General features: G+C 37.7%; 14 protein-coding genes and 1 pseudogene. 11 read left to right on the top strand and 4 right to left on the bottom strand.

The window, feature by feature from the left end:
* The first annotated feature begins 27 nt into the window (after positions 1 to 27).
* Positions 28 to 1284, top strand: a complete 1257-nt coding sequence (locus tag C0966_RS05680; protein WP_274854223.1) for an acyl-CoA dehydrogenase family protein — start codon at positions 28 to 30, stop codon at positions 1282 to 1284.
* A 207-nt stretch (positions 1285 to 1491) separates the two neighbouring features.
* On the opposite strand, the pseudogene C0966_RS05675 reads toward C0966_RS05680, so the two are convergent.
* Positions 1492 to 1678 (bottom strand): annotated as a pseudogene (locus C0966_RS05675) (NAD(P)-dependent oxidoreductase); the annotation flags it as partial.
* A gap of 347 nt (positions 1679 to 2025) precedes the next feature.
* On the opposite strand from C0966_RS05675, the gene C0966_RS05670 reads away from it, so the two are divergent.
* The 9 genes from C0966_RS05670 to C0966_RS05630 all read left to right on the top strand — a co-directional run bounded on the left by C0966_RS05670 (position 2026) and on the right by C0966_RS05630 (position 10418).
* The gene (locus C0966_RS05670) at positions 2026 to 3057 is read left to right on the top strand and encodes a fatty acid desaturase (protein WP_274854222.1); all 1032 of its coding nucleotides are present in this window, start codon (positions 2026 to 2028) and stop codon (positions 3055 to 3057) included.
* Between the two features lie 113 nt (positions 3058 to 3170).
* Positions 3171 to 4310: a sensor histidine kinase gene (locus C0966_RS05665; protein ID WP_274854220.1), complete on the top strand. Its 1140-nt coding sequence runs from the start codon at positions 3171 to 3173 to the stop codon at positions 4308 to 4310.
* On the top strand, positions 4307 to 4906 hold the full coding sequence (locus tag C0966_RS05660; protein ID WP_274854219.1) for a response regulator transcription factor: 600 nt from the start codon (positions 4307 to 4309) through the stop codon (positions 4904 to 4906). Before C0966_RS05665 ends, C0966_RS05660 begins: the two co-directional genes overlap by 4 nt.
* Before the next feature lie 511 nt (positions 4907 to 5417).
* Positions 5418 to 6497, top strand: a complete 1080-nt coding sequence (locus C0966_RS05655) for a sulfate ABC transporter substrate-binding protein (protein WP_274854217.1) — start codon at positions 5418 to 5420, stop codon at positions 6495 to 6497.
* A gap of 92 nt (positions 6498 to 6589) precedes the next feature.
* Positions 6590 to 7429 (top strand): sulfate ABC transporter permease subunit CysT, encoded by an 840-nt coding sequence (gene cysT, locus C0966_RS05650; protein ID WP_274854216.1) that lies wholly within the window; start codon positions 6590 to 6592, stop codon positions 7427 to 7429.
* Positions 7430 to 7440: 11 nt separating this feature from the next.
* Positions 7441 to 8307, top strand: a complete 867-nt coding sequence (gene cysW / locus C0966_RS05645) for a sulfate ABC transporter permease subunit CysW (RefSeq protein WP_274854214.1) — start codon at positions 7441 to 7443, stop codon at positions 8305 to 8307.
* Positions 8308 to 8339: 32 nt separating this feature from the next.
* Positions 8340 to 9413, top strand: a complete 1074-nt coding sequence (locus C0966_RS05640; protein WP_274854213.1) for a sulfate/molybdate ABC transporter ATP-binding protein — start codon at positions 8340 to 8342, stop codon at positions 9411 to 9413.
* Between the two features lie 290 nt (positions 9414 to 9703).
* On the top strand, positions 9704 to 10180 hold the full coding sequence (locus tag C0966_RS05635; protein WP_274854210.1) for a DUF2975 domain-containing protein: 477 nt from the start codon (positions 9704 to 9706) through the stop codon (positions 10178 to 10180).
* A gap of 10 nt (positions 10181 to 10190) precedes the next feature.
* Positions 10191 to 10418, top strand: a complete 228-nt coding sequence (locus tag C0966_RS05630; RefSeq protein ID WP_274854209.1) for a helix-turn-helix domain-containing protein — start codon at positions 10191 to 10193, stop codon at positions 10416 to 10418.
* 200 nt (positions 10419 to 10618) lie between these two features.
* Here the strand turns inward: C0966_RS05630 and C0966_RS05625 are convergent, their stop codons facing one another.
* Positions 10619 to 10798 carry a small acid-soluble spore protein H gene (locus C0966_RS05625; RefSeq protein ID WP_274854208.1) on the bottom strand — a complete coding sequence of 60 codons (180 nt, stop codon included), beginning with the start codon at positions 10796 to 10798 and terminating at the stop codon, positions 10619 to 10621.
* A 281-nt stretch (positions 10799 to 11079) separates the two neighbouring features.
* On the opposite strand from C0966_RS05625, the gene C0966_RS05620 reads away from it, so the two are divergent.
* A complete protein-coding gene (locus C0966_RS05620) occupies positions 11080 to 11325 on the top strand; it encodes a hypothetical protein (protein ID WP_274854206.1) in 246 nt (81 codons plus the stop codon).
* Positions 11326 to 11617: 292 nt separating this feature from the next.
* Here the strand turns inward: C0966_RS05620 and C0966_RS05615 are convergent, their stop codons facing one another.
* Together C0966_RS05615 and sfnG are read right to left on the bottom strand one after the other, a co-directional pair.
* Entirely contained in the window at positions 11618 to 12838 is a 1221-nt protein-coding gene (locus tag C0966_RS05615) for an acyl-CoA dehydrogenase family protein (protein ID WP_274854205.1), read from the bottom strand.
* Positions 12839 to 12932: 94 nt separating this feature from the next.
* A complete protein-coding gene (gene sfnG / locus C0966_RS05610) occupies positions 12933 to 14015 on the bottom strand; it encodes a dimethylsulfone monooxygenase SfnG (RefSeq protein ID WP_274854204.1) in 1083 nt (360 codons plus the stop codon).
* Between the last annotated feature and the right edge of the window lie 236 nt (positions 14016 to 14251).

The following is a 14251-nucleotide window of genomic DNA, read 5'->3' as shown; positions in this document are numbered from 1 at the left end:
GACGGCTTTATGGAAATGAGGGAAAATATGACAAGATTTAGCGACGATTTTTTTATTAGAAATGAGCGGGAAGCTGAACTTGCTTGTTATGCAGATCGATTAGCAAAAAAAATTGAAAAAACTGCAGGGGTTTACGACGAAACGGGAACATTCCCATATGAGCATTTTCAGTTACTAAAAGAAGAAGGATACTTCAAGCTTACAGTTCCAAAAAAATACGGAGGAGAAGAAATATCATTATATGAAATGCTACTTGTCCAGGAAAGATTGGCAAAAGGCGATGGTTCTACGGCACTGTCAGCTGGTTGGCATTTGCTCACTTTTATGAATGTACGGCAAACAAGACCTTGGCCGGAGCACGTATTTGAAAAGCTGTGCAGGGATGCCGTAGAGAAAGGAGAGCTCATCAACATCATTAATACTGAACGGAAAATAGGAAATCTGGCTCGAGGAGGAAAGCCATCTACAATTGCCAAGCGTACAGCAGGCGGATATTTTATTTCTGGCCGCAAAGCGTTTGCTTCTCTCGCACCGATCCTTAATCATTTTACGATCATTGCTTATTTAGAGGATGAAGATATTAACGCTGAATTCTTAGTGACAAAAAACGAACAAGTGAAAGTGATTGAAACTTGGAATTCGATGGGAATGAGAGGAACCGGCAGTCACGATATTGAGATGAAAGAAGTTTTTGTTCCTGATGATGCACTATTAACTCGACTCGAACCAAATCAGTCCGACCGCTTTTCAGCTGACAGCAGAATCTATTCACTTGAGATTCCTGCGGTGTATTTGGGAATTGCTGGAGCAGCACGCGATTTTGCGCTGGAATTTGCTGATTCCACATATTCACATAGCTTAGGAGACTACATTAAATCTGCTGGTCATGTGCGGCAAAAAATTGGAGAAATCGAACTCCTCTTAAAATCTTCACGAAGCATCCTGTATTCACTGGCTGAGCGTTGGGAAAGGGATCCATCCTTAAAAGAAAAACTAGGAAATGAAGTCAGTATGGCAAAACATATTATTTGTAACAATGCCATCAAAATAACTGAAATTGCGATGAGAATAGTGGGGGGAAGCAGCTTGTCACGTTATCATAAGCTGGAACGCCTTTTCCGTGATGTTCAATGCGGTCTTTTTAACCCACCGCATGATGATATGGTAATTGAACAGCTTGCGGCCTCTGCGTTGGCAGAGGTTTCAGATAAAAAAGGAAAAATTCAGGAGTATTTTGACCAGAAAGAAGAAATCAAGCTGGCTCATACTGGAATAGACAAATAATCTGTTAAGACGAAAAATGTAAAGAAGTGACCACGTCGACTTATCTTGACGTGGCCTTTTCTTCTTATTTGAAATTGAATATCAATTTTTTCAGCTCGGATTAACGAGAGATACTTCAATCAGACGGTACCATGTCCTTCAAAAGGAACATGAAACCTTATCCTACTATATACAAACGATGTAACATTTAGCTCCTATCCATTCACAATTTGCGCCCTCTTTTGCAAAAAGAATAGCCACGGCTCTACCGATCCCGCTGTCACCCCCTGTGATAATCACTGTTTTATCTTTCAACTTTCCGCTGGACCGATAGAATAAATTTTCTGCTTCAGGTTTCGGATTCAAGACCGGGTTGCCTGTTTTGATGTTGCGGCGGAAAAGTTTCCTTTTTAATTGATGGTTGGGTCAACGAAAATACCTCCTCATTCTTTCCTTTATATTTATTATGGAAAAAATGATAGAAAATATTTTCTCTAAATTCTTAATGATGTTAGAGGAGCCAAGATGAGCCAGAAAAAAGTAGTGATCACCTCATTTATTTGATTTAAGAAAACCCTTCCGGATAACCTTTGGAAGAGTTGATCTTAACATATGTTTTTTGTTTTAGAGGAATAATATTCCTATATACTTACTAACCATATATGACATTTATCATATCTTGTACATGACACATATGACTACAAAGGTCGTTTTCAATCCTATATCATTAACATTATCAAAATAAAGAAGGGAATTAAGAAAATGACGAAAGAAAAGCAAAAAAATTTGAGAAAACAAGTGGCTCCTTATGAAAAACCTAATACAAGGGATAGTATTTGGCAGCTAATCAATACCGTTGTGCCGTTTTTTCTTTTATGGTTCTTAGCTTATCAAAGTCTATCCGTTTCTTATGTTCTTACATTTGTTATTTGCGTAATTGCCGCCGGATTTTTAGTGCGGATTTTCATCATTTTCCATGACTGCTGCCACTATTCATTTTTTCAAAATCGGCTTGCTAATAAAATTCTTGGGACAATAACAGGTATTTTAACCTTTTTTCCGTACAGCCAATGGCAGCACGACCATTCAGTCCATCACGCAACCAGCTCTAACTTAGATAAGCGCGGAACAGGGGATATATGGTTGCTTACGGTTGATGAATATTTGTCAGCACCGCTTTTGACAAAATTAGCTTATCGGTTTTATCGGAATCCATTCGTGATGTTTGTTTTAGGCCCTATCTACATTTTCCTTATTACGAATCGATTTAACAGAAAAGGTGCCAGGTTAAAGGAGCGACTTAATACCTATTTGACGAACATTTCAATCGTTGCTTTGGTCGGACTATTCTCCTGGACGATCGGATGGGAGTCATTCCTGTTAATACAAGGGCCGATCTTTTTAATTTCAGGATCTCTCGGAGTATGGCTTTTTTACGTGCAGCACACGTTTGAGGATTCTTATTTTGAAGAAGATGAGAACTGGGAGTACGTGAAAGCAGCTGTTGAAGGGAGTTCATACTATAAGCTTCCAAAACCGCTGCAATGGCTTACCGGTAACATCGGCTTCCACCACGTTCATCATTTAAGCCCAAGGGTTCCTAACTATAAACTTGAAGAGGCACATAATCAAACCCTTCCTTTACAGAACGTACCTACGATTACTTTATCAACAAGCTTGAGTTCACTCCGATTTCGCCTATGGGACGAACAAAACAAAAAGTTTGTAGGATTTAAAGATTTATCGACAAAAAAGAAAAAAAGAGGCTCAGTTCAAGTGAAATCAGAGCTGTAGATGCATTTGTTGCCTTTTGGAATAAAGAAAATAGTGACAAAGATTTTGAGATGCAATGATGAATCTGTGATAAGATAGCATAAAAAGTAAGTCACTTAAAAGAGGATTTGAATATGCAAAACAGGTTTACGATATTTCGGAAATTCTCTGGGATTTCTCCTTATATATGGAGCGTTTTTAGCATTTTGCCCTTTTATTTTATTTTCCAATCTTCCTCAACTAAGGAAATTATTGTGGGGATTGTACTGACAATCATATTTTTCATCGCCTTTCGATTTGCTTTTATTTCAAAAGGCTGGCCCGTCTATTTGTGGACTTCCATCTTGATAGGTATTTCTACAACTATGACGATCCTATTCCAATTTATCTATTTTGCTTTTTATATTGCTTACTATAACGGTCATATAAAAAACCGTATCGCATTCTTCACGGTATACATTATTCACTTGGTCGCAACGATATTCTCGATTAATTTTAATGTCGTCCTGCAGGAAAAGTTATTCTTAAAGCAGCTGCCTTTTATCATTATTATTTGCATTAGTGTCATCCTTCTTCCATTTAACATTTATAATCGAAAAAAGCAGGGGCAGCTCGAAGAACAGCTCCAAGACGCCAACAAAAGAATCGCCGAGCTTGTGAAACAGGAGGAACGGCAACGGATTGCCCGCGATCTTCATGATACGTTAGGACAGAAGCTCTCTCTCATCGGCCTAAAAAGCGACTTGGCGAGAAAGTTAATTTACAAAGACCCCGAGCAAGCGCGTAATGAATTGAAAGACGTCCAGCAAACCGCAAGAACCGCATTGAATGAAGTAAGGAAAATGGTCTCACAAATGCGCGGTGTTCGATTAAAAGAAGAAATCGTTCGTGTTAAGCAACTATTGAAAGCAGCCCAAATCAATTTAGTAACAGATGAAGAAAAATTCACATTAACAAACGTATCCCCGTTTCTCGAGAATATTCTGAGTATGTGTTTGAAAGAAGCGGTTACAAATGTCGTCAAACACAGCAAGGCTTCAACTTGCCAAATCAACATAGAGCAATCGTGGAATGAAATATGTATAACTGTACAAGACGACGGAATCGGCATTGTGGAGGATCAGGACCTTGTAAAAGGAAACGGTCTGCTGGGAATGAAAGAACGTCTGGAATTTGTGAACGGGAGTCTGGAAATTATATCAAATGAAGGAACAACACTTATCATGAAAGTCCCCAATGTTGTAAAGCAGGCGGTTAAGGAGGAACTTAAATGATTCGAATAGTCATAGCTGAAGACCAGCGTATGATGTTGGGTGCCCTAGGTTCTCTGCTCAATTTGGAAGAAGATATGGAAGTGGTGGGAATGGCAAGCAACGGGGAAGAGGCGATTTCTCTTGTGCATCAGTTTCAGCCTGATGTTTGTATCATGGATATTGAAATGCCTAAAAAAAGCGGACTGGAGGCAGCTGAAGAGCTGAAGGGACTAGGATGCAAAGTGATTATTTTAACAACGTTCGCCCGTACCGGTTACTTCCAACGAGCTTTAAAAGCGGGTGTAAGCGGCTATTTATTAAAGGACAGCCCCAGCGAAGAACTTGCAAGCTCGATTCGCAGCGTCATGGCAGGGAAGCGAATCTATGCACCCGAACTAATGGACGATGTTTACAGTGAAGAAAATCCTCTGACTGATCGGGAAAAAGAAGTGTTAGAACTTGTAGCCGATGGAAAAAACACAAAAGAAATCGCTGATGAGCTAAGTATCAAAACCGGAACAGTCCGAAACTATATTTCAACCATATTGGATAAACTTGAAGTAACGAACCGGATCGAAGCCATAAAACAATCGAAAGAGAAGGGCTGGTTTAAATAGGTCTTGCCAAATGATTTTTAAGCAACAAAATATAAGGGGCGGAAGATTTCAATGAATGGCTGAGCCGGTTATCCATTTTTTCCTTCCCAAGGACTTTTCTACCATTTTATGCCCCTTTACAACCTCTTTACATTTCCATCAATTTCTCTTCATATACCATCCTTACACTTATTTTGATTACAAATTATTACAGGATAGGAGAATCCCAATCGGCAAAAAAGTGTTTGTAAAAGTAGTTGTTCCGAATAAAAATGTGATTGCAATACTTAACGGACATTATCATGACAGCGAAATGTTAATCAGTGAAGTGGATAATGTGTACATAAAGCATGAAAAAATTTTTAATCCCTACTTGACAGGTTGGAAAAGTGGGGATAAGATAACGGTATAAACTACATAAAATACTATTAATTGCGCTGATCAGACAAACTGAAGGCTGCTAATCTTTATTCTAAAGATGGCAGCCTTTTTATTTTTAAAAATATAAAAATAATAAAAGGGGGATTTAACCATGTTCAATGCCAAAAAACCATTATTAAAACTTTTTCTCGCTTTCGCTATATTAGCACTTGTACTAGCTGGGTGCAGTAGCAATCAAACAAGTAGTAATGAAGAAAAAAATGAAAAAACGACTGAAAAAACGTCCAGCAAAGAACCAGTTGAGTTATTAAATGTTTCTTATGATCCTACTCGCGAGTTATACCAAGAGTTTAATGAAGAGTTCATTAAGTATTGGAAAGAGAAAAAAGGGCAGACTGTAACAATTCAACAATCCCATGGAGGTTCAGGTAAGCAAGGCCGTGCGGTTATTGATGGTCTTGAAGCTGATGTAGTTACATTAGCTTTAGCTTATGATATCGATATGATTGCCGAGGCGAGAGGCTTACTTGATAAAGATTGGCAAAAACGCTTGGAGGATAACTCCACTCCCTACACTTCAACGATTGTGTTTCTTGTTCGAAAAGGAAATCCTAAAGGGATTAAGGATTGGGATGATTTAATCAAAAAAGATGTTTCCGTGATTACTCCTAATCCAAAAACTTCCGGTGGTGCAAGGTGGAACTATTTGGCAGCATGGGCTTATGCTGATAAAAAATACAATGGCGACGAACAAAAAGTAAAAGATTTTATGAACCAATTATATAAAAATGTTGAAGTGCTGGATTCCGGAGCGCGCGGCTCTACAACCACTTTTGTTGAAAGAGGAATTGGAGATGTATTAATTGCATGGGAAAATGAGGCATTTCTTACAGTTAACGAATTAGGTAAAGATAAATTTGAAATTGTCGTTCCGTCAATCAGTATTCTTGCTGAACCGCCAGTTGCTGTAGTGGATAAAATTGTAGACAAAAAAGGCACGAGAGAAGTAGCTGAAGCTTACCTTAACTATTTATACACAGAAAAAGGTCAAGAGATTGTTGCTAAAAATTACTATCGTCCGCGAAACGAAAAAATACTTAAAAAATACGAAGATACATTTCCGGAAATTGAGTTAGTAACCATTGATGAAAAATTCAGTGGGTGGAAAAAAGCTCAAGAAACCCACTTTAATGATGGTGGAACTTTTGATCAAATTTATGAGCCTAAATAAATTGGCTGCTGTGATAGATACATAGAAATATCTATGTATCTATCTTCGCTTTTTTCTGAATTTATTATGCCATCTTTGGAAAGGGAGAGTTCATGTTAAACTTGTCGAAATTAAAAAGGAAAAAACCGAATATACTGCCTGGATTCGGGTTATCACTTGGATTTACGATGCTATACATCAGTCTTCTTGTCTTACTTCCTCTATCTATGATTTTTTTTCATACAATCAATATGGGGTGGAAGGATTTTTTCGAAACGATCACAGAACCTAGAGTCGTAGCTTCTTATAAATTGAGTTTTGGAGCATCTTTTGCAGCAGCTCTTATCAATGTTGTTTTTGGAGTTTTAGTTGCTTGGGTGTTAGTACGTTATCATTTTCCGGGAAAACGTATTGCAGATGGATTAGTTGATCTTCCTTTTGCATTGCCAACCGCTATAGCCGGGATTTCTTTAACGGCATTGTATGCACCTAATGGATGGATTGGGCAGTTTCTAGGATTTAAAGTAGCATTTACTCCTATAGGCATTATCATTGCTTTGACGTTCATTGGTTTACCATTTGTTGTTCGTATGGTTCAACCAGTCTTGCAAAACATAGAAAAAGAGATAGAAGAGGCTTCGGCCAGTCTGGGGGCAAGTCGACTACAAACGTTTTTAAAAGTTATTTTTCCAGAAATTTTGCCTGCGGTCATTACCGGATTTTCATTGGCATTTGCAAGAGCTCTAGGGGAATACGGCTCAGTCGTTTTTATTGCAGGAAACATGCCAATGCGTACAGAAATCACACCACTCTTAATTATGACAAAGCTGGAACAATATGATTATGCAGGAGCAACTGCCATTGCCACGGTTATGTTAGTTATTTCTTTTATTCTTTTATTTTTCATCAATTTCTTACAATGGTGGACAAATAAAAAATATGTTCATAGTTAGGAGGGATAGGCATGGCTGGATATATTCCGATACAACAAACGAATCCACCGCTGCAATCTTCCAGAAGCACAACTGAACCGCGTATTGTTCGTTTCTTGCTTATTACGATTGTGCTGGGATTTTTGAGTATATTTCTTGTATTACCACTTATTGCTATTTTCGTAAAAGCTTTTGATAAAGGCATCGATGTTTATTTCGCTTCGATTCGTCATCCAGACGCTTTGGCGGCTATTAAATTAACTTTATTAGTCGCATTAATAATCGTTCCATTGAATGCCATATTTGGAATAGCTGCTGCATGGTTAGTTTCAAAGTTTGATTTTAAAGGAAAAAATATCCTGATTACTATTATTGATCTTCCTTTTGCTGTTTCTCCAGTAATTGCAGGGTTAGTTTTTGTCTTATTATTTGGTACTCATGGTTTATTAGGTCCATGGCTCTTTGAACACGATATTAAAATCATTTTTGCTGTGCCGGGAATCGTTCTGGCAACATTATTTGTAACACTGCCGTTTGTTGCTCGTGAACTTATTCCATTAATGCAAGCACAAGGATCTGCAGAAGAGGAAGCGTCATTCACTTTAGGTGCAAACGGTTGGAAAACATTCTTGTTTGTCACACTCCCGAAAATCAAATGGGGTTTATTATATGGGGTTATCTTATGCAACGCTCGTTCGATTGGAGAATTTGGAGCTGTATCCGTCGTTTCCGGGCATATTCGGGGATTAACAAACACAATGCCATTACATATTGAAATTTTATACAATGAATATCAATTTTCAGCAGCTTTTGCAGTGGCGTCATTAATGTCAATTCTCGCAATCGTTACCTTAGTTTTGAAAAATTTCATTGAATGGAAAACAAAAACAAATAAATAATTCGAAATATTTTGTAAAAGGAGGTTTTTCAAGTGAGTATAAAAATTCAAAATATATCAAAATCGTTCGGCACATTTAAAGCTCTTGATGATATTAATATTAATATTCAAACAGGTGAATTAGTAGCACTGCTCGGACCATCGGGATCCGGGAAAACAACACTGCTTCGAATTATTGCTGGATTAGAAGCTGCCGATCAAGGATCAATTCTTTTTGGAAATGAAAATATCACTCATATTCGTACAAAAGAGAGAAAAGTCGGATTTGTTTTTCAACATTATGCTTTATTTCACCATATGAGTGTTTTTGATAATGTCGCTTACGGTTTAAAGGTTCGGCCCAGAAAGTTGCGCCCTTCAAAAAAAGAAATTGAAGAAAAGGTATACGAATTACTGCGGTTAGTGAAGCTAGAAGCTTATGCAAATCGTTATCCAACGCAGCTTTCCGGAGGCCAAAGACAACGTGTTGCGTTAGCCAGAGCATTAGCGGTCGAACCAAAGGTATTATTACTAGATGAACCATTCGGTGCTTTAGATGCGAAAGTAAGAAAAGATCTTCGACGTTGGTTAAGAAGATTACATGATAATTTTCAAATCACAAGCATATTTGTTACTCATGATCAAGAAGAAGCTTTAGATGTTGCAGATCGTGTTGTCATTATGAACGACGGAAGAATTGAGCAAATTGGGAGCCCTGAAGAGGTATATGATCATCCGAACAGTCCTTTTGTTTATGACTTTTTAGGAAATGTGAATTTATTCCGAGGCCGTCTTCATAAAGGAAAGCTTCATCAAGGGAATTTTCAAATCGATGCCCCGGAATTTTCTGATGCAGAAAACAAAACAGCCATTGGATATGTTCGTCCACATGATATTAGTATTGAAAGAGAAGGAAACAGCCACGATGGAGTTTCAGCCGTTATCAAGCATATTCATGTGGTAGGTCCTATTGTTCACCTGGAGTTAAAAAGAAATGATACAGAAGAATTTCTTGAAGCTGAACTAACAAAAGATTTATACAAAAACTTGCAACTGAAAACCGGAGAAAAAGTTTTCGTGAAACCAAAACAGTTGAGAGTTTTTGTACCGGAGGACTATACCATATAGCATATAGGATTACTGAACCGTTTGGATGTGCATACCAGGATTTATTCTGGAAGATGAGGAGGTTAGTCGATTTAAATCAAGATCAAAGGGGAGGTTGAACAAGTTTTAAATTGGATAGTTTAATGTTATTGAGCATTTCTATGGAATTAGGAATGCTTTTTATTTTTGTCTAAAATTAAAAGGATATTTATATAACAATAAAAATATAATTAAAAAGGATAATAATTTATTGTAAAACGATAAATATCCTGTTAAAATCAAATTGAAAATGAATAGGAGAGGTGCTTTTTATGAAACAAGGAACAACATTGTTTTTAAAAATAGCTGTTTTTATTATCGGAACTCCAGTTCTTGCTTTATGTATATTTGGGTTGCATTGGTTAGCTAATAATCCAGTAAATCCAGATTATGCCCATATACTATATCCCATTTTAATAGGTATGTATGTATCAGTGATACCGTTTTTCGTTGCATTGTATCAGGCTTTTAAACTTTTAAGCTATATTGACAAGAACCAAGCTTTCTCTGAATTGTCTGTTAAAGCTCTAAAGAATATCAAATTCTGTGCAATGACAATCAGTGGTTTGTATGTGGTAATTATGCCATTTGTTTATCTCGTAGCAGAGCTAGACGATGCACCAGGTCTCATCGTAATCGGAATGGTTCCTGCTTTTGCTTCAATGGTGATTGCAGTCTTTGCTGCTGTTCTTCAAACGCTTTTACAAGAAGCCATCGATATAAAATCAGAAAATGACTTAATAGTCTGAGGTGAATAACATGGCGATTATAATCAATATTGATGTGATGCTGGCTAAAAGGAAAATGAGCGTAACAGAACTTTCGGAGAGGGTTGGAATAACAATGGCTAACCTTTCTATATTGAAAAATGGAAAGGCAAAAGCAATTAGGCTTTCAACTTTAGAGGCAATTTGCAAAGCATTAGAATGCCAACCTGGGGATATTTTAGAATACAAAAATGACGAAGACGCTAACACTAAAGGATAATAAAGTAGCTTTAATTAAAATGAACATAACAAGAAATGAAAAGAGCTTGGAAAAATATCCAAACTCTTTTTGTGTGAAATGTATTGTGAATTTACTTTTGTATTATCTGCGATTTGTGTGGAAAATATAATGTTATTTTACGTTTTGCACCTTACAAGTAAGCTCGTTACTTTTAGGGTGGTGTTTTTTTATTGGAAAAATTAATGTTCTGTTAAACTTGATAAAGAAACATTTTGTATATTTTCCGGTTCATCAAGAGGATAGATCGTAGCTGTTTCATTTTTTTCATCCACATTTTGAATATAGATCGGCACTCCATTATAGGTTACATTAGCCATAACCGGTGAAGCAGCAATTTCTTGCGCTCGTTGTGAGTTCATAATAAGAACCTCCTTTTGATTTGTAACAGTTATAATATTTGCCCGAAATTACTTAAATATTCTTGATAAGGACTATTCCAAAGAATTACTCTTTCAAAATAATTTGCAGCCGGGCCGGAGAAAATTTATGATCATTTTCTGCTAATTAATGATCTGATTTAGTTTCGATCGTTATGTTCGGGGTAAGACAAAACTTCTAACAATAATCCTTTGAAGAATTATGTATTAATCAATTTTTTTATGGAATACTACCAAGGAAAATATCAAAAAGGAGTCTTCCTATGTTAATTGAAGAAGGTACTAAATATCAAATTTCACAAGGTATAAAAAGTTTTTTTAATTCAGCAGAAACGCTCACTGTAATCCGTCAGAATGGAATCACTGTACAATTCACTCTTGGGGAAGGCAAAGGTTATGGTTCAATGCCGCTTCAACATTTACACTATTTATTAAAAAGGAACGATCTGACTCAATTGAAAAATAAAAGATCATTATTGAATACGGAAAATGAGGAACAAATTGGGTAATAGGCAAGTGTCAAACTTGGCCTATTTTTTTGTGGAAATGCAGTGAACAGCAGTCAGAAAAATTAAGCGGGTGTTCCGAAGACCAACACGGCATTATGATTATGAAATTAACCAAAAAGAAGACCTAAATCGTGTTTTCAAGTGCTTCTCTAACAGACTTAGTTTTGCGTAAGATGGACTGTAAAAAAACCATTGCCTAGTTGAAAAGGCAATGGTCTGTTAAAAGATATTTTGGCAGTCCTTTTAAGGAATTTCCTGCCTCAAAAATTGTTATATTTCAGGCAGGATTTGTTCATTCTCCGCCTTTTACCCAAAGTTCAAGCGGGAGTCCCACGAGGTCTTTGCCAATCCATTCTCTCGCAATGTTATTGGAAGGCCCCATCGCAATTCCGGCACGCGCATCACGGAAAAGACGTTCAATAGGGCCTTTTTTATATCCATATCCTCCGCTTACATCCATTGCAATTTTCGTTACTTTATTCGCTACCTCGGAAGTATGAACTTTGAATTCTGTGAGAGGAAGGATTAGCACTCCCTGTTCCTTTCCTTCTGATTGTAATATATCTAATTGTTCAGCAAGGTCGAATTGCCATGGTTTTGCACTTTCGATTAATACTTTGGCTTCTCCAATTTGCTGGCGGATCACTTGGTAATCACTTAAACGGTTATCAAAGTCCCGATGAATCGTTTTGGTCACATGTTCTGTCGCCAATTGGAGAGCATGTTCTGCTACACCTAACCACACCGATCCGAGACCAATTAGGTAAATAGGGGATACGCCATGCAGAAGGATTTCCTTCCCTCGGTTTTCTCCTCCTAAAAGATCACGTTTAGGAACTAATACATTCTGATATGAAACGGGGCCGCTATGATTGCCTCTTACACCCAGCGCTTCCCACGGGCTTGCTTTAATTCCAGGCAGCTTTCCATCTACAATGAAGAAACTGATATCGGTTGCAACCCGTGCTTCAGGGCTCCTTGTTTGGACCACATAAAAATCAGCTTGACCGGCACTTGTAGTGAAAGATTTATCGGCATTTAAAATATAGTCCTCACCATTACGCTGTGCCTGGCTGAAGTTATACCACCAGTGTCCGCCAGAAGCCTTTTCACTTGTTGAATAGGTACCGATCAATCCGCGCTCAATAGGCTTCAACCAGCGTTCCTTCTGATCATCATTTCCAAAAAGTGTAATCGTTTGTACAGCTCCTACATGCATCACATAAACAAGGGCAGTGGAGGCACATGCTTTCCCGATTTCTTCTGCAGCAATTGCAAACGCTACATAATCAAGTTCCAAACCGTTATATTTCTTGGGAACGAGAATATTTCCCCATCCATTTTTGATAAGAGCTTCTAAATTTTCTCTGGGAAATTTTCCTTCCCTGTCTGTAATTTCAGCATTTGGACGTATCACAGTATCTACAATGTTACGGATCTCTTTCCGGATTCCTTCGTAATATTCACGGGTAGTTTTATTTAATGCTGGCCGCGTTTCAACAGCTAAAGACATAGATTGTACCTCCTCCGGGACTCTCTTTACATTTCAAGAGAAAATTTTTATATTATTAATGTTAACTTCTTTTTTATTAAGCAGGATGCAGGCCCTAAACGGCACCTGCTTTTTCTTCTTTTAGCTTTTCTTCTTTTTCTCTTACGAGCGGAATCACTTTCTCACCAAATTGCTGCAATTCCTCTTCATAGTGCAGGAAGCCTGTCAAGATAATATCTACACCGATTTTTTTCAATTCGATAATGCGGTCGGCAACTTGTTCGGCTGTTCCTATTAATCCTGTGCGGAATCCATCGTTGTATTGAACAAGGTCCTCAAATGATGAGTTTTCCCACATTCCTTCACCTTCAGGGGAGGATTGCCCTGCGAATTTCACTTGGCTTTTAAATCCTTCTACTGCTTCTTTATCTGCATGTAAAACAATATCTCTTAGAACTTGCTTTGCTTCTTCTTCTGTATCACGGATAATAACGAAACCATTAACACCGAATTGAATGTCTCTTCCATTTGATTGGGCCAATGATTTAACATGATCAATTTGCTGCTTTAATTTATCCAGAGAGTTTCCGTTCATGAAGTAAACATCGGAAACGCGTCCGGCCATTTCTCTTGCTGCTTTCGAATTCCCGCCTTGGAAGATTTTTGGGATGTTAATCGGTTTCGGTTTTAATGGTGCTTCATTGAGACGATAAAAATCCCCTTTAAAAGTAGTGGTTTCCTTTGTCCACAGTTCGCGCAGAACCTGGGTAAATTCTTCAGAACGACGATAACGTTCATCATGGTCTAACCATGGTTCTCCGTATCCAATAAACTCTCCTTTAAACCACCCGCTTACAATATTCACTGAAGCTCTCCCGTTGCTGATGTGGTCAATGGTAGAGATAATTTTTGCCATCACGCCTGGATGCCATAGACCGGGAAGAACAGCTGTAATAATATTAATCTTCTCCGTTACAGCTGCCAATGCTGATGCAAGAGTAGCAGCTTCTAATTGTTTTTCTGCACCATAGCTGGCAAAGAACCTTGTTTGTAACAAAACATAATCAAAACCTGAGCGCTCAGCAATTTGTGCATAGCGTTTATTCGCTTCAAACGTCCAATCAGTTTTTTGCGGAAGGTTGGAAATAACAAGTCCTCCGCTTACGTTTGGGGCCCAATAGGCAAATTGCAAACTCATTTATTACTCCTCCTTTTTAATTAATAATTTAGTTAACCGATCCAAAAATCTTTTCTCCTCCTCCTTTCCTCATAAAGAAAGGCTCATATCAATTCCCTTAAACATAAGGAACCGACATGAGCCTCCAGTGGACCGGTTGGCGTATTCAGATTCTTTTAAAATAAACTGATACTGTTAAAAATAATAAAACTAATAATTCCTATCTGTCAAGTGGGTATTAGAAATAAAAATAGAAA

It is taken from the genome of Bacillus methanolicus (assembly GCF_028888695.1).
Lineage (GTDB): Bacteria > Bacillota > Bacilli > Bacillales > Cytobacillaceae > Bacillus_Z > Bacillus_Z methanolicus_B.
Note: the sequence above shows the minus strand (reverse complement) of the source record. Positions and strands in the feature narration are given on the sequence as shown.